This is a genomic window from Lentisalinibacter orientalis (genome assembly GCF_040706535.1).
Taxonomy (GTDB): Bacteria; Pseudomonadota; Gammaproteobacteria; order Steroidobacterales; family Woeseiaceae; genus Lentisalinibacter; species Lentisalinibacter orientalis.
Genome location: NZ_JAPDRJ010000005.1, coordinates 221,825 through 235,370 on the forward strand (window position 1 = coordinate 221,825; position 13,546 = coordinate 235,370).

A 13,546-nucleotide genomic window follows, 5' to 3' on the forward strand; every position below is an offset into this window, starting at 1 on the left:
TCAGTCGGCCTCGCCCCGTTTCCGCTTCAGCGCCGTGACCTGCCTGACCTGTTTGGCGAATTCCCGGTCACTGCGCCGAGTCTCCGCAAGCGTAGCCGTGTGGCGCGCGCTCTCGCGCTGCAGTTTTCGGTAGTTCTCCAGCCGGCGCTCGTCCAGCTGCCCGGCCGCGATCGCCTCGCGCACGGTGCAACCCGGCTCCGACCCGTGGCGGCAGTCGGCGAACCGGCATTGCCGGGCCAGCGACCCGATATCCTCGAATACGGCGCCCAGTGCATCCCCGACGTCGGCGACCTTCAGCTCTCTCATGCCCGGCACGTCGATCGCGACGCCTCCGTCCGGCAGCCGATACAGCGAACGGGAGGTGGTCGTATGACGCCCCTTCTTGTCGTCCTCACGGATGGCTGCCGTCGCCGCCACGCTCCCGCCCATGAGCGTGTTCAGTATCGTCGTCTTGCCGACACCGGATGATCCCACCAGCGCCACCGTCGTCCCCGGCTCGATCCAGGCACGGAGGTCGCCGAAGGATTCTGCGTCCAGCGCGTTCAGCGTGACGACGGGGATGCCCGCCTGCACGCTCCGGGTCCGGGCGACGTAGGAATCCGCATCCTCCGCGAGGTCCATCTTGGTCAGCACGACGACGGGCAGCACGCCGGCCTCGCCGGCGAGCGCCAGGTAGCGCTCGAGGCGTGATTCCTTGAACTCTTCGTTGCAGGAACTGACGACGAACAGGATGTCGACGTTCGCGGCGATCAGCTGCAGCTCGGCCCTCTCGCCGGCGGCGACGCGCCGGAAGAGGCTCTTGCGCTCCAGCACGCGGTCGATCCTCGATCCGCCGCCGGAGAGCACGACCCAGTCCCCGACGGTCGGCCGGTCCTCCGGTGGAGCCGACGGGTAGTCGGCGGGCAGCGGCAGCGTCTTCTCGCCGGCACCGTCCAGGACTCGCAGCACCGACCGCTGCACCTGAGAGACCCGCGCGATGCGCCCATCCTCCAGTTCCTCCACCGTCGTCTGGACGGCGAAGAATGGGGTCAGGCCGAGGTTTCGCAATTCGCTGTTCATGGGATGTCCCGTGCTATTGGCGGGATAATGGCGGCATATTAGCGCTTGTGCGATGCTCCCGACACACAGGCCGAGGACCCGATGATCGAATTCAGAGACTTGCGCGCATCGGACCAGTCGCTCCTCTGGGACTGGCTGCACATCGCTTTGTGGGACCCGCCGCCGGCCGGCCTGCGGCCCCGCGAGGTGCTCGACGATCCCGGCGTGCGCATCTACGCCGAAGACTGGGGGCAGCCGACCGATATCGGCGCCGTCGCGGTGGTGGACGGCAGCGACGCCGGCGCCTGCTGGATGCGCGTGCTGCCCGAGGGCGTCGGCCTGGCTTCCGTCGACGACACGACGCCGCAGCTCGGCATCGCGCTCGAACCGCCGTATCAGGGCCGGGGCCTCGGTGAGCCGCTGATGCGCGAGGCACTCGGCCGCGCGTGGCGAGCGGGCCACGAGCAGGTATCCCTGACCGTGCATCCCGAGAACCCGGCCATCCCGCTCTACGAGCGCTGCGGCTTCGAGAAGGTCGAGATCCGCCGCGGCTATCACCTCATGGTCGTGACCCGGCCATGATCACTGAACCAGCAACGGAGAATACGATCATGCACAAGGGATCCTGCCTCTGCGGCGCCGTCACCTTCGAGGTGAGCGGCGAACTCGCCACGCCGGATGCCTGCCACTGCTCCCAGTGCCGCAAGCAGTCGGGCCACTACTGGGCGGCGACCGACGTCCCGAAGAGCCGTGTCACCATCCACGGCGAGGACAACCTGACCTGGTACCAGGCCTCGGAGAAGGCGCGGCGCGGCTTCTGCTCCACCTGCGGGTCGTTCCTGTTCTGGGATGCGATCGGGAAAGACGAGTTCGGCATCGCCATGGGCGCCTTCGACGGCCCGACCGGCGTGAAGCTCGGCCTGCACATTTTCGTGGCGGACAAGGGCGACTACTACGAGATCGCCGACGGCCTGCCGCAGAACCCGCAATGACTAATGTAGGAGGGCCTTCAGGCCCGAAGGCGTATCGCGCCTGAAGGCGCTCCCACAGGGTGCCTGTAGGAGGGGCTGTAGGAGGGGCTTTAGCCCCGATTCTTCTAATGGATCGGGGCTAAAGCCCCTCCTACAAGCCCCTCCTACGAGTCCCTCTTACATCGTCAGTGCCTGTTCCAGGTCTGCGATCAGGTCGTCCACGTCTTCCACGCCCACCGACAGCCGGATGAGGGTGTCGCTGATGCCCAGCGCCTCGCGCTTGTCCTTCGGTATGGAGGCGTGGGTCATGATGGCCGGGTGCTCGATCAGGCTTTCCACGCCGCCCAGGCTCTCGGCCAGGGCGAACACCTCGCAGCGCTCGAGGAAGCGGCGGGATTCCTCCAGGCCGCCCTTCATGAAGAAGGTGACGATGCCGCCGCCCCCGCGCATCTGCCGCGCGGCCAGCTCGTGCTGGGGATGGCTCACGAGCCCCGGGTAGACCACCTCTGCTACTTCGTCGCGGCCGACCAGCCATTCGGCGATGGCGCCCGCGTTGTCGTTGTGACGCTGCATCCTGAGTGCCAGCGTCTTCACGCCGCGGAGCGCGAGGAAGCTGTCGAACGGTCCCGCAATGGCGCCCACCGAGTTCTGCAGGTAGGCGAGGCGCTCCGCCAGCTCGTCGGTGGCGACCACGGCGATGCCGCCCACCATGTCCGAATGACCGCTCAGGTACTTGGTGACCGAGTGCACGACGATGTCGCAGCCGAGCGCGAGCGGCTGCTGGCTCCAGGGCGTGGCGAAGGTGTTGTCGGCCACCAGCAGGCAGTCATGCTCCCTGGCAATCGCCGCCACCGCCTCGATGTCCACCAGCTTCAGCAGCGGATTGCTCGGGCTCTCCAGCCACAGCATGCGCGTCTCCGGCCGGATGGCGGCGCGGATGGCGTCGCAGTCGGTGAAGTCGACGAAATCGAAGTCGAGATTCGCGGAGCGCTTGCGCACGCCGTCGAACAGGCGGAAGGTGCCGCCGTAAAGATCGTCCATAGCCACCACGTGGGAGCCGGCATCCAGCAGTTCCAGCACCGTGGCGATGGCTGCCATCCCCGAGGCGAACGCGAACGCGCCCGCGCCGCCCTCGAGATCCGCCATGCAGCGCTCCCAGGCCGCCCGCGTCGGGTTCTGCGTGCGCGAGTATTCGTAGCCCTGGTGCCTGCCGGGGCTCGACTGCACGTAGGTGGAGGTGGCATAGATCGGCGGCATGATGGCGCCGGTGGAGGGATCCGGCGACTGGCCGGCGTGAATGGTCCGCGTCGCGAAGCCGTATTTCAGGTTCCTGTCGCTGCTCATGTCGTCGCCACCTGTCCGCTCTGCTTGCGCAGGTAATTGAGTACGTCCGATCGCGTGATCAGGCCCAGGAACTCGTCGCCGTCGGTGATGGCGGCATAGGGCTGCACCTGCAGCATCGCCACCAGGTTGTCAACGCTGGTGTCCTTGTCGAGCCGGATGAAGGCGGTCTGCATGGCGTCTGCCACCGCCGCGTGCATCAGCTCCGGATGGCCGAAGACGAAGCGGATGATGTCGTCCTCGGTGAGCACGCCCACCAGCCTGCCCTCCTCCATCACCGGCAGCTGCGAGATGCCCGCGTTGCGCAGTCGGTTGTGGGCAGTGGTCACCACGTCGGACGGGCCCACCGTGATGGTGGCCTGCTCGCCGTGCAGGCGGCCGATGAGATCACGCAGGTCACCGTAATGCGGCCGGCTGATGAAGCCGTTGTCCTCCATCCAGAAATCGTTGTAGAGCTTGGAGAGATACTTGTTGCCGGTGTCGCAGGCGAAGGCGACTACGCGCTTCGGCTCGGTCTGCTCGCGGCAGTAGCGCAGCGCGGCCGCCAGCAGCGTGCCGGAGGAGGACCCCGCCAGGATGCCTTCCTGCAGCAACAGCTCCCGGGCCATGGCGAAGGATTCGGCGTCCGGGATCGTGTAGGCCGCATCCACGTCGGAGAGATCGCAGATCGACGGAATGAAGTCCTCGCCGATGCCCTCCACCAGCCAGCTGCCCTTCTCGCCCAGCTCGCCGGTCTCCACGTAGTCGGCCAGCACGGAGCCTTCGGGATCGGCCAGGATCATCTTCACGCCGGTCTCGTGCTCGCGGAAGTACTTCGACATCCCCGAGATGGTGCCGCTGGAGCCGACGCCCACCACGACGGCGTCGAGGTCGCCGTCCATCTGCTCCCAGATCTCCGGTGCCGTGGTCCGCTCGTGGGCCAGCGGGTTGTCCGGGTTGCCGAACTGGTTGATGAAGTAGGCGCCCCGCTCGTCCGCGATACGCTTGCCGAGGTCCTGGTAGTACTCCGGATGGCCCTTGCCGACGTCCGAGCGCGTGAGCACCACCTCGGCGCCCATGGCGCGCAGGTTGAAGATCTTCTCCTGACTCATCTTGTCCGGCAGCACCAGCACCAGATGATAGCCCTTCTGGGCGGCCACCAGCGCGAGCGCGATGCCCGTGTTGCCCGCCGTCGCCTCCACGATGGTGTCGCCCGGTTTCAGGTCGCCGCGATTCTCGGCCTCCTCGATCATGGAGATGCCGATGCGGTCCTTGATGGAGCCGCCGGGGTTGGCGAGTTCGAGCTTCAGGAACAGGCGGCAGGGGCCGGTGTCGAAGCGGCTCACCTCCAGCATCGGCGTGCGGCCCACCATCTCCAGCACGTTCGAATAGATTTTCATCAGGGCTTCCCCTTTCGGAATGGGCGCCATTCTACGCGATGAGTGCACGGCGGCTAGCGGGCCGGGCGTCCTGCCGGTAGCATGCGCCGCCAGGCGGCAGCGCGGCGGACACCGCGCCCGGGGCGGTTCATGAACGAGCGCATGCACAACGGGGCGGACGACATCGGTGGCTGGCTCAGGCGCGCACGGGCGGCACTGGCGGACGTCTCGGACAGCCCGGCGCTGGACGCGGAGCTCTTGCTCGCACGCGCGCTCGGCCGCGACCGCAGCTGGCTGATTGCGCACCGGGACGATACGCCCGCCGCCGGCGCGAAGGCGCAGGCCGATGCCTGGCTGGCCCGTCGTCTGACCGGCGAGCCGCTGGCCTACATCACCGGCACGCGGGAGTTCTGGTCGCTGGCGTTCGAGGTGACGCCCGCCGTGCTGATCCCCCGGCCGGACACCGAGATCCTGGTGGAGCGGGCGCTCGAACTGATCCCCCGCGGTGAGCGCTGCCGGGTGCTGGACCTCGGCACCGGCAGCGGTGCGATAGCGGTCGCCATCGCCAGCGAGCGGCCCGCGGCCGAGGTGACGGCGACGGACGCCAGCGCGGAGGCGCTCGCCGTCGCCCGGCGCAATGCCGCCCGCCTCGTGCCCGGACGCGTCCGCTTCGTCGTGAGCGATTGGTTCACGGCCCTCGGCAGCGAGCGCTGCGACCTGATCGTCTCGAACCCTCCCTACGTCGCGCAGGACGACCCGGCGCTCGCCGACGCGGCGCTCGGCTTCGAACCCCGGCGAGCGCTCACGGCCGGCGCGGACGGACTGGACGAGATCCGGCGCATCGCGGCGGGCCTGCCCGCTCACCTGACCCCCGGCGGACGGGCACTGATCGAGCACGGCGCCATGCAGGCCGCGGGCGTTGCGGGTATCCTCCGGGCCGTGGGTCTGGAGGTCGTCGCCTGCCGGCGAGACCTCGCGGGCGCCGACCGCGTCACGGAAGCACGGCTCCCGGACGCCTGACAGCCAGTAACAGGAGAGAGCGAGTGGTCATTTTCGAGACGAGCCTGGGCGACATCAGGATAGAGCTGATGACGGAGGAAGCACCCGTAAGCACGGAGAACTTCCGCCGCTACGTGGAAGAAGGCTTCTACGACGACACCATCTTCCACCGGGTCATCCCCGGCTTCGTCATCCAGGGCGGCGGCCACACCGAGGACATGAGCCGCAAGCCCACCCGCGACCCGATCACGAACGAGGCCGACAACGGCGTGAAGAATCTGCGCGGCACGCTGTCGATGGCCCGAACCCAGGACAAGGACAGCGCCACGTCCCAGTTCTTCATCAACCTGAAGGACAACGCGTTCCTGGACCACGGCTCCCGCGATTTCGGCTATGCCGTGTTCGCAAGGGTGGCCGATGGCATGGACGTAGTGGACAGGATCGCGGCCGTCGAGACCGGCAACCGGGGTGGACACAGCGACGTGCCGGTGGAACCGGTGAAGATCGTCTCGGCGCGCCTCGAAGACAGCGCGCAAGGCTGAGCGAAGACCGGGCCTTGAGCACCCCGCTGCGTTACGCGCGGCATCTGCCGCTGACCGGGTTCGGCGCCGAGGGGCAGCGACGGCTCGCCACCACCCGCGTGCTGGTGGTCGGCATCGGCGGCCTCGGCTGCCCGGTCGCGGCCTATCTCACCTCTGCCGGGGTGGGCCAGCTGGTGCTGAACGACTTCGACACCGTCGACGAGACCAATCTCGCCCGCCAGTTCCTCTACACCGCCGACGACATCGGCAAGCCGAAGGTGGAGATCGCCGCCGCCCGGCTGCACATCATCAACGGCGCCGTGCGCCACGAGATGATCGACCGGCGGCTGGAGGGCGAGGCCCTGGCGGCTGCCGTGCGGGAGGCGGACGTGGTGGTGGACGCCAGCGACAACTTCACCACCCGCTTCGCGGTCAACGCGGCCTGCGTGGCCGCGCGGACACCGCTGGTGAGCGGGGCGGCCATCCGCTACGAGGGCCAGCTGGCCGTTTTCACAGACTACGATAACCAGCCCTGCTACCGCTGCATCTACGAAGAGGCGGACGAGTCCCTGGAGGACTGCCAGGGCAACGGCGTGTTCGCCCCGGTGCCCGGCTTGATCGGCCTGGCCATGGCCGGCGCCGTCATGAAGCTCGTGGCCGGCCTGCCCGTGCACGCCGGCGAGCTGGCACTCTACGACGCCATCACGGAGGAATGGCGGCGCATCCGCCTGCGGAAGCGCCCCGATTGCCCGGTATGCGGCGGCCTCTGACCGACCCCGCAGCGTATTTCGTCGGCGCCTACTCGGTGGCTTCGATCGCGGTCTCGAGCTGTTTCTCGGCGTCCGCGACGGCCCGTTTCACGCAGCGGGCGGTGCCCTGCACGCCGTCGCGCGTGACGGGGAACATCTGGTTCAGCCGCTCGCAGGCCCGTTCCGCGGTCTCCTGGATACGGCCGCGCAGCTGCTCGACATCCTTGTGTCGCGTAAGATCCAGGTCGGCGAAGCTCACCTGACGGCTCAGCTCTATGACTTCGGTCTTCGGCTGGCCGGGCCCGGCGGGCTCGACGGTGCGACGCTCGATCGGCGCCCGCACCACTACGATCTCCTCGATCACTTCGGTTTCGTCGCCCTGGGCATGCGCCGGTGTCACGACGGCGCCCGTCGCCAGGACTGCCGCTGCCGGCAGCAGCGCGCTCAGTGTCAGATACCGGTGAATCCTCATCTTTCCCTCCTTGGGGCTGGTTCCTGCCCCCTCGTCTCCACTGTAAGGCCGGGGACGCGATGAGGGTCAATAGGGGATACTGACTAGTGCGCGTTATACTCCCGCCGCATCCGATCCAGCCGAACACCGGGAGATTTCATGCTACGTCGTCCCCTTCTGTCCGTCCTTCTGCCCCTCCTCGTCGCCGCCACCGCGGCCGGCCCGCCCGCCGCCTCCGCCGCCGCGACCAAACTCGTCCACGCCGGCACGCTGCTGGCGGTGCCCGGCCAGCCGCCGGTGCGGGAGCGCACGATCGTCATCGTCGACGAGCGCATCAGCGAGGTGAGAAAAGGCTACGCGGACCCCGCCGACTTTGAAGGCGAGGTCGAGGTGGTGGACCTGAAGGACTACTTCGTGCTGCCCGGTCTGATGGACATGCACGTGCACCTGCAGGGCGAGCTCGGTCCCCGCAACGACAGCGAGGCTCTCCGCCTCTCGCCACAGCAGATGCAGATGCGCAGCGTCATGTATGCGATGCGCACCCTGGAGGCGGGATTCACGACGCTGCGCGACGTCGGCAGCTCCGAGCAGGAGATGTACGCGCTGCGCGACGGCATCGAGAACGGCTGGATCGAGGGGCCGCGCATCATCGCCGCCGGCGGCGTCGGCATCACCGGCGGACACGCCGACGTGAGCGGCATGAAGCCGGAACTGATGGAGTTCTACACGGATGCCTCGATCTGCGACGGCCCCTACGACTGCCGCCGCGCCACCCGCGACGCCATCAAATACGGCGCGGACCTGATCAAGATCACCTCGACGGGCGGCGTGCTGACCGACCGCGCCACCGGCACCGGCCAGCAGATGGAAACGGACGAACTCCGCGAGGTGGTGCGGGCCGCCAACCGCATGGGCCGCAAGGTGGCCTCTCACGCCCACGCGGCCGAGGGCATCATCGCGGCGCTGGAGGCCGGCGTGGACAGCATCGAGCACGGCACCTACGTCAACGACGAGGCCATCGCCCTGTTCCGCGAGACCGGCGCCTACCTGGTGCCCACGCTGCTGGCCGGCGCCACGGTGAAGCAGATGGCCGAGGAGTCGGATTTCATGCGGCCTGCCATCCGTGAGAAGGCCATCCGCGTCGGCCGGGAGATGCAGAACAACTTCGCCAGAGCGCACCGGGCGGGCGTGAAGGTGGCCTTCGGCACCGACAGCGGGGTATCCAGGCACGGCGACAACGCGCAGGAAGCCGTGCTCATGGTGGAGGCCGGCATGAGCGAGGAAGACGTGATCGTGGCCGCCACCGTCAACGCCGCGGACCTGATCGACATGACGGACGACCTCGGCACGCTGGAGACGGGCAAATACGCCGACGTCATAGCGGTGGACGGCTCGCCGCTGGACGATATCGCCGAACTGCTGGACGTGGACTTCGTGATGAAGGGCGGCAAGGTGTTCAAGACGCCGTGAAAGAATGCCCGGGGCGACCGGGCGCGATCACCGCATGGTGACCGCAACCTTGCCCGTCGCCTTGCCGGACTTCCAGTACTCGATGGCGGCGGGGAGCTCGTCCAGAGCGAACTTGCGGTCGACCACGGGCGTCAGCGCGCCATCGCGCATCAGCTCGCCGAGGCGGACCGCATCGTCCTGCGTCATGTAGGCGAGCATCGTGCCCACCTGCTGGTCGACGAACGGCGACATCAGCGCGGAATCGATCATCGGCTTCAGGGGCGCGAACCAGTCGCCCTTGGGACCGCCCACGATCACCAGCCGGCCATCGGGCTGGAGGACCCGCGTATTCGCCCGTACGGAACGGTTGCCGACGAGGTCGATTATGACGTCGTAGCGACGCTCGCCGTCCGTATAGTCCTGCTGCCGGTAATCGATGACGTGATCGGCGCCGATGGATCGCACCAGGTTCATCTTTCCTGCGCTGCAGACGCCGGTGACCTCGGCGCCCATGGCATGGGCGATCTGCACGGCAAAGGTACCGACGCCACCGGACGCGCCGTTGATCAGCACCGCCTCGCCGGGTTCCAGCGCACCGTGATCCCGCAACGCCTGGATGGCGGTAAAGCCCGCGATGCCGACGGCGGCCGCCTGTTCGAAGGAGACGCTCGCCGGCTTCGCCGCCACGGGACCGTCTTCCGCGACGGTGAGATATTCCGCGAACGAGCCGCTTGCGCCGCCGAAGACTTCGTCTCCCGGAGAGAATCGCGTCACGTCCGCCCCGACCGCGACCACGGTCCCGGAGAAGTCTGCGCCGAGCCGAATCTCCTTCGGTCGGCTCAGCCCGGTCATGAGCCGCATGAAATAGGGCGAGCCGGTCATGAAATGCCAGTCGTAGGGATTGACGGCTGCGGCGGCCACCCTGACCAGCAACTCGTCGTCGGCCGGCACCGGCCGATCGAGCCGCTCGAGGCTGAGCACCTCGGTGGTGCCGTAACATCGATAGACCCACGCCCGCATTGCGTCGCCGGACTCCGCACCCGGCGGCGTCTCCGGGCAAGGCGCCTCGTGGCTGAGCAGGAAGGCGATGGCCGCCACCGCGACGACGAGAACGGCCACCGTTCCCGTCAGGATCTTGTAGCGGAGTTTCATGCTGCTCTCCCGGGCGACCACGAAAGCGTGGACCGCTGCATTCTAAACGCTCCGGGACGCGAGTACTGACCGGCACTCGAGAAGGCCGATTGACAGGCATCCGGACAATCGCTGTCATGGTCGCATCACACTCATCTGGAGACGATCATGACCAACGCCTCCGACATATCCGAACAGCAGGCAGATGCGTGGCTGGCGCGCTACGGCGAGGTGTGGCAAACGGGCGACGCCGACGCGGTCACCGCGCTGTTCGCCGAGGACGCGATTTACCACGAGGACCCCTTCGAACCGCCGATGCAGGGGCGCGATGCCATCCGGCGCTACTGGCAGGAAGGCGCCTCCGACGCCCAGGAAGACGTGTCTTTCCAGCACAGGGTCTGGGCAGCGGCCCGCGATCAGTGCTTCGCGCACTGGCAGGCGTCGTTCACCCGCGTTCGGGACGGCAGCCGGGTCCGGCTGGACGGCGTGTTCCGCCTGCAATTCCGCCGCGCCGACGACGGCACGGTGCTGTGCACCTCGCTGCAGGAATGGTGGCACCGGCGGGAGGCGCCCGCGCCGGAAAGCGCCTAGTCGGGCGTCAGCACGAACAGCCCGTACTGCTGATCGCTGACGAGGACGTTGCCCGACGGCAGCCAGGGGTAGACGCTCCAGGCGCCGGAGAATTCCACCGCGTCGTTGTCCGGATAGGTATCGAAGTACGCGATCTCCTGCAGTCCTCCCGCGGCGAGGTCGCCGAACTCCAGTATCCGCAGGCCGGAGGTGTAGTTCGCCTGGTAGACCCGGCTGCCACGTACGTAGAGGTTGTGGTCGATGGAAGGGGTCAGCGCTTCGTAGGCGAACAGGAAGCGGGGTGCGTCGAGGTCCGAGACGTCGAACACGTGGGTCCGCGTGGGGACGCCGCGGCGCGACTCGTCGGTCTCGTCGCCGAGCAGGAAGTAACGGTGATCCTCGGTGAGCCAGCCCTGGTGGGCGTAACCCGATTCCGGATAGGCGGTCAGTGACAGCTGCAGCGGCGAGGATTTGAGGCTCACGTCGACGATCTCCAGCCGGGCGACGCCGTCCGCCGGCGCCGCCGGATCCGGGCCGTCCAGGTTCGCCGAGCCGAAGCAGACCTGGCTGCCGGCGTGGTCGGCGTCCGGACCGCGGTAGACCACGCACTGGGTATCGTGGGTATCGACGGCGGTGTGGCAGCCGGCGAACATCGGGTTGATCGGCGTGCGCACGTCGATCATGTGCAGGCCGTGGTCGCAGCCGCCGGGACCTTCCGCGCCGACGGCGTAGGCGAAGCCGCTCTCCTCGTCGATGGCCAGGTTATGCGCCGAGCCAATGTCCACGTAGACGTTGTCCGCGGCGAAGGTCTGCGGCGCCGTCACGCCGCGCAACCGGGTGAGGTCGAACACCTGCATGCCGTGGGCGCCGGCGGCATCTGCCACGATGAAGGCGTGGCCGTCGTGCACCTTGATGTCCCGCCAGGTGCTGTTGAAGGTCTCGGTCGGCAGCCTGCCGAGAAAGACCGGCGCCGCGGGATCGGTCACGTCGACGAACGCGGTGCCGTTGGTCAGGCCCATCAGCGCGTACTCCGCGCCGGTCTGCGGGTCCGCCCAGCCCCAGACGTCGTTGCCCGCGTTGCCGCCCATCTCGGCGATCGGCACGCGCGAGGCGAGAGAGACCCCCGAGCAGGCGAAGCCGCCGGCTGCGCCGGCCACGCAATCGTCGGGCCCGGTGGAGAGCGTGGGCGGCGGGTCCGGCGCCGCCGGGGCCGGCGCCGTGTCTCCGTCGCCTCCGCCGCCGCCGCAGGCGGTCAGCGCAAGCGCGATCCATAGACCGGCGATCGTCGGGATGGCTGCGCGTGTCATGAGGCTACCCTCGTGAAGAAGTCCGCCGTCTTCGCATCCGTGGGATAGAACGCTTCGATGCGGAGTTCGTCGGTCGTGACATCCTGGGGCGTGCCGAAGGTCGACATCACGGAGAACAGGCTCAACTCCAGGCCGTCGATGTTCAGCTCGAGGGGCAGGACGGGCAGCAGGCTCTCCATGACCGGACCCCCTTCCGCCACCGGCCCCGCCAGCTCGAGCAGGCGCGAGAACCAATTCTGCACTTTCGGATCGTCGGTCGCCATCGCCTCGCTGCGCAGCCGGCGCACGAACGACGGCATGACCTCGTCCCAGTTGACGATGAAGCGTCTCAGTCCCTGCGGATGCACGGTCAGCAGCGCCAGGTTCAGCGCGTCGTCCACGACGACCTCCGCGAGCATCGCTCCCGGGTCGCCCCCCGCACCGAGCAGCCTCTCCGCCGCCCGGTTCTGCATCCGAACGTTCCAGAGGCGATCCACGACCACGGCCGGCAGCGGCTCGTGATGATCCAGGATGCCCTTCAGCGCCTGCAGCACCGGCTGCATGACCGGCTCGTCGAGCGCGCTCTCGCCGTACACCGGCGCGTAGCCGGCGGCGCGCAACAGGACGTTGCGCTCGCGCAACGGGATTTCCATGGCATCCGACAGGCGGAGCACCATCTCGCGGCTGGGCGTGCTGCGGCCGGTCTCGAGCCAGCTGACGTGGCGTTGCGAGACGTCGGCCGCCAGCGCCAGGTCGAGCTGCGAGAGCTTCCTGAAACGACGCCACTGGCGGCAGAGCGACGGGAACTTCCGGGCTTGAACAGGCGGCATAAGGACTCCCTCCCCCGAGAGCGACTATCCCCGCCGTGCGCCAGCGGGTTCAATGACCTGCGAGGTAATTGCGGTCATTCACTCCCCCGGAGAGCATAGCGCGAAACCCAACCGAGGAGCGCGCAATGGACCATCCGATTAGACACCGCCGGATACTCGCCATCGTCCTGCTGATCCCGTTCGGCCTGATCTCGGCTTTTGCCGTGTCCCGGGTCGGCTACACCGGCATCTTCGCGCATGCGCTGGACGGCCCGGCAGGCTGGCAGCTCGCCACAGACCTCGTCGTCGCACTGATACTGATTCTCGCCTGGCTGATACCGACGGCTCGTCGGGAAAGCCGCAGTCCGTGGCCGTGGGTAGCCATGACCCTGTTCCTGGGGTCTTTCGGCCCCCTGCTCTACCTCGCCACAGGGAAGGTGCCGCAGACCGGGGCCGAATGAGCGGCATGCGGCAGACTGGGCCGCAGCTGCGTCCTCAGTCGTCCCCGTCTCTGGGTCCGTAGGTGCGAACGAGGATGGCCAGCGGCGCGAACATGACGAGGATCACCGGAGCACCGAACTGCGCGTACAGCACCTCCATATCGCGCCAGACCATGGCCGGCAGGAGGATGGCGGCGAGGCCGAGCCCCAACCCGAAGCAGGTGCGGAGGAAGTCGGTCAGCAGGACGGACAGAGGGGTACGCGACGGCTCGTCGCCGTAGGAAGTGAGGCGTTGAGTGGGTCCGTTAATCGCCATGGCGATGTCGGAGACCGGTAGAGCGATGTCGGCGTTCGTGGCGCATGGGTCCTGTATACCGCGGACGGCACGGCCGATGCTCTGCACTGTTTCACAATTCGCGCCGATCCCCCGATG

The 13,546-nt window shown here is 68.0% G+C and carries 16 protein-coding genes; 8 read left to right on the forward strand and 8 right to left on the reverse strand.

What is annotated here, in order from left to right; all coding sequences use genetic code 11:
* The gene (gene rsgA / locus ACJMK0_RS16780; protein ID WP_405240050.1) at window positions 1–1,059 is read right to left on the reverse strand and encodes a ribosome small subunit-dependent GTPase A; all 1,059 of its coding nucleotides are present in this window, start codon (window positions 1,057–1,059) and stop codon (window positions 1–3) included.
* 81 nt (window positions 1,060–1,140) lie between these two features.
* On the opposite strand from rsgA, the gene ACJMK0_RS16785 reads away from it, so the two are divergent.
* Window positions 1,141–1,620, forward strand: coding sequence for a GNAT family N-acetyltransferase (locus tag ACJMK0_RS16785; RefSeq protein ID WP_405240052.1), 480 nt, complete (start codon window positions 1,141–1,143; stop codon window positions 1,618–1,620).
* Between the two features lie 29 nt (window positions 1,621–1,649).
* Window positions 1,650–2,030 carry a GFA family protein gene (locus tag ACJMK0_RS16790; protein WP_405240054.1) on the forward strand — a complete coding sequence of 127 codons (381 nt, stop codon included), beginning with the start codon at window positions 1,650–1,652 and terminating at the stop codon, window positions 2,028–2,030.
* A gap of 156 nt (window positions 2,031–2,186) precedes the next feature.
* Here ACJMK0_RS16790 and ACJMK0_RS16795 read toward each other — a convergent pair whose 3' ends face one another.
* Together ACJMK0_RS16795 and ACJMK0_RS16800 are read right to left on the reverse strand one after the other, a co-directional pair.
* The gene (locus tag ACJMK0_RS16795; protein ID WP_405240055.1) at window positions 2,187–3,353 is read right to left on the reverse strand and encodes a cystathionine gamma-synthase; all 1,167 of its coding nucleotides are present in this window, start codon (window positions 3,351–3,353) and stop codon (window positions 2,187–2,189) included.
* A complete protein-coding gene (locus tag ACJMK0_RS16800) occupies window positions 3,350–4,729 on the reverse strand; it encodes a pyridoxal-phosphate dependent enzyme (protein ID WP_405240057.1) in 1,380 nt (459 codons plus the stop codon). Before ACJMK0_RS16800 ends, ACJMK0_RS16795 begins: the two co-directional genes overlap by 4 nt.
* 129 nt (window positions 4,730–4,858) lie before the next feature.
* On the opposite strand from ACJMK0_RS16800, the gene prmC reads away from it, so the two are divergent.
* From prmC to ACJMK0_RS16815, 3 genes are read left to right on the forward strand one after another with little or no spacing between them, the layout of a single operon-like run.
* The gene (gene prmC / locus ACJMK0_RS16805; protein WP_405240059.1) at window positions 4,859–5,728 is read left to right on the forward strand and encodes a peptide chain release factor N(5)-glutamine methyltransferase; all 870 of its coding nucleotides are present in this window, start codon (window positions 4,859–4,861) and stop codon (window positions 5,726–5,728) included.
* A 23-nt stretch (window positions 5,729–5,751) separates the two neighbouring features.
* On the forward strand, window positions 5,752–6,249 hold the full coding sequence (locus tag ACJMK0_RS16810) for a peptidylprolyl isomerase (protein WP_405240061.1): 498 nt from the start codon (window positions 5,752–5,754) through the stop codon (window positions 6,247–6,249).
* Window positions 6,250–6,263: 14 nt separating this feature from the next.
* Window positions 6,264–6,998, forward strand: coding sequence for a HesA/MoeB/ThiF family protein (locus ACJMK0_RS16815; RefSeq protein WP_405240063.1), 735 nt, complete (start codon window positions 6,264–6,266; stop codon window positions 6,996–6,998).
* A 28-nt stretch (window positions 6,999–7,026) separates the two neighbouring features.
* Here the strand turns inward: ACJMK0_RS16815 and ACJMK0_RS16820 are convergent, their stop codons facing one another.
* On the reverse strand, window positions 7,027–7,449 hold the full coding sequence (locus tag ACJMK0_RS16820) for a UrcA family protein (RefSeq protein ID WP_405240065.1): 423 nt from the start codon (window positions 7,447–7,449) through the stop codon (window positions 7,027–7,029).
* Between the two features lie 138 nt (window positions 7,450–7,587).
* On the opposite strand from ACJMK0_RS16820, the gene ACJMK0_RS16825 reads away from it, so the two are divergent.
* On the forward strand, window positions 7,588–8,898 hold the full coding sequence (locus ACJMK0_RS16825; RefSeq protein ID WP_405240067.1) for a metal-dependent hydrolase family protein: 1,311 nt from the start codon (window positions 7,588–7,590) through the stop codon (window positions 8,896–8,898).
* A gap of 27 nt (window positions 8,899–8,925) precedes the next feature.
* Here ACJMK0_RS16825 and ACJMK0_RS16830 read toward each other — a convergent pair whose 3' ends face one another.
* Window positions 8,926–9,897, reverse strand: coding sequence for an NAD(P)-dependent alcohol dehydrogenase (locus tag ACJMK0_RS16830; protein WP_405240300.1), 972 nt, complete (start codon window positions 9,895–9,897; stop codon window positions 8,926–8,928).
* A 279-nt stretch (window positions 9,898–10,176) separates the two neighbouring features.
* On the opposite strand from ACJMK0_RS16830, the gene ACJMK0_RS16835 reads away from it, so the two are divergent.
* Window positions 10,177–10,599, forward strand: a complete 423-nt coding sequence (locus ACJMK0_RS16835) for a nuclear transport factor 2 family protein (protein ID WP_405240068.1) — start codon at window positions 10,177–10,179, stop codon at window positions 10,597–10,599.
* Here the strand turns inward: ACJMK0_RS16835 and ACJMK0_RS16840 are convergent.
* Both ACJMK0_RS16840 and ACJMK0_RS16845 read right to left on the reverse strand, forming a co-directional pair.
* Window positions 10,596–11,885, reverse strand: coding sequence for a choice-of-anchor B family protein (locus tag ACJMK0_RS16840; RefSeq protein WP_405240070.1), 1,290 nt, complete (start codon window positions 11,883–11,885; stop codon window positions 10,596–10,598). The two genes, ACJMK0_RS16835 and ACJMK0_RS16840, sit on opposite strands and share 4 nt — an antisense overlap.
* Window positions 11,882–12,694: a helix-turn-helix domain-containing protein gene (locus ACJMK0_RS16845; protein WP_405240072.1), complete on the reverse strand. Its 813-nt coding sequence runs from the start codon at window positions 12,692–12,694 to the stop codon at window positions 11,882–11,884. The genes ACJMK0_RS16840 and ACJMK0_RS16845 overlap by 4 nt, the downstream gene beginning before the upstream one ends.
* 125 nt (window positions 12,695–12,819) lie before the next feature.
* Here ACJMK0_RS16845 and ACJMK0_RS16850 point away from each other — a divergent pair, with 125 nt between their 5' ends.
* Window positions 12,820–13,134 carry a DUF2834 domain-containing protein gene (locus tag ACJMK0_RS16850; protein ID WP_405240074.1) on the forward strand — a complete coding sequence of 105 codons (315 nt, stop codon included), beginning with the start codon at window positions 12,820–12,822 and terminating at the stop codon, window positions 13,132–13,134.
* 34 nt (window positions 13,135–13,168) lie between these two features.
* Here ACJMK0_RS16850 and ACJMK0_RS16855 read toward each other — a convergent pair whose 3' ends face one another.
* Entirely contained in the window at window positions 13,169–13,429 is a 261-nt protein-coding gene (locus ACJMK0_RS16855) for a hypothetical protein (RefSeq protein ID WP_405240076.1), read from the reverse strand.
* Between the last annotated feature and the right edge of the window lie 117 nt (window positions 13,430–13,546).

Excerpts from the sequence above, each read along its gene's own strand:
- rsgA (WP_405240050.1), bottom strand. The coding sequence starts at position 1,059 with ATGAACAGCGAATTGCGAAACCTCGGCCTGACCCCATTCTTCGCCGTC.
- ACJMK0_RS16785 (WP_405240052.1), top strand. The coding sequence starts at position 1,141 with ATGATCGAATTCAGAGACTTGCGCGCATCGGACCAGTCGCTCCTCTGG.
- ACJMK0_RS16790 (WP_405240054.1), top strand. The coding sequence starts at position 1,650 with ATGCACAAGGGATCCTGCCTCTGCGGCGCCGTCACCTTCGAGGTGAGC.
- ACJMK0_RS16795 (WP_405240055.1), bottom strand. The coding sequence starts at position 3,353 with ATGAGCAGCGACAGGAACCTGAAATACGGCTTCGCGACGCGGACCATT.
- ACJMK0_RS16800 (WP_405240057.1), bottom strand. The coding sequence starts at position 4,729 with ATGAAAATCTATTCGAACGTGCTGGAGATGGTGGGCCGCACGCCGATG.
- prmC (WP_405240059.1), top strand. The coding sequence starts at position 4,859 with ATGAACGAGCGCATGCACAACGGGGCGGACGACATCGGTGGCTGGCTC.
- ACJMK0_RS16820 (WP_405240065.1), bottom strand. The coding sequence starts at position 7,449 with ATGAGGATTCACCGGTATCTGACACTGAGCGCGCTGCTGCCGGCAGCG.
- ACJMK0_RS16825 (WP_405240067.1), top strand. The coding sequence starts at position 7,588 with ATGCTACGTCGTCCCCTTCTGTCCGTCCTTCTGCCCCTCCTCGTCGCC.
- ACJMK0_RS16830 (WP_405240300.1), bottom strand. The coding sequence starts at position 9,897 with ATGCGGGCGTGGGTCTATCGATGTTACGGCACCACCGAGGTGCTCAGC.
- ACJMK0_RS16835 (WP_405240068.1), top strand. The coding sequence starts at position 10,177 with ATGACCAACGCCTCCGACATATCCGAACAGCAGGCAGATGCGTGGCTG.
- ACJMK0_RS16840 (WP_405240070.1), bottom strand. The coding sequence starts at position 11,885 with ATGACACGCGCAGCCATCCCGACGATCGCCGGTCTATGGATCGCGCTT.
- ACJMK0_RS16845 (WP_405240072.1), bottom strand. The coding sequence starts at position 12,694 with ATGCCGCCTGTTCAAGCCCGGAAGTTCCCGTCGCTCTGCCGCCAGTGG.
- ACJMK0_RS16850 (WP_405240074.1), top strand. The coding sequence starts at position 12,820 with ATGGACCATCCGATTAGACACCGCCGGATACTCGCCATCGTCCTGCTG.
- ACJMK0_RS16855 (WP_405240076.1), bottom strand. The coding sequence starts at position 13,429 with ATGGCGATTAACGGACCCACTCAACGCCTCACTTCCTACGGCGACGAG.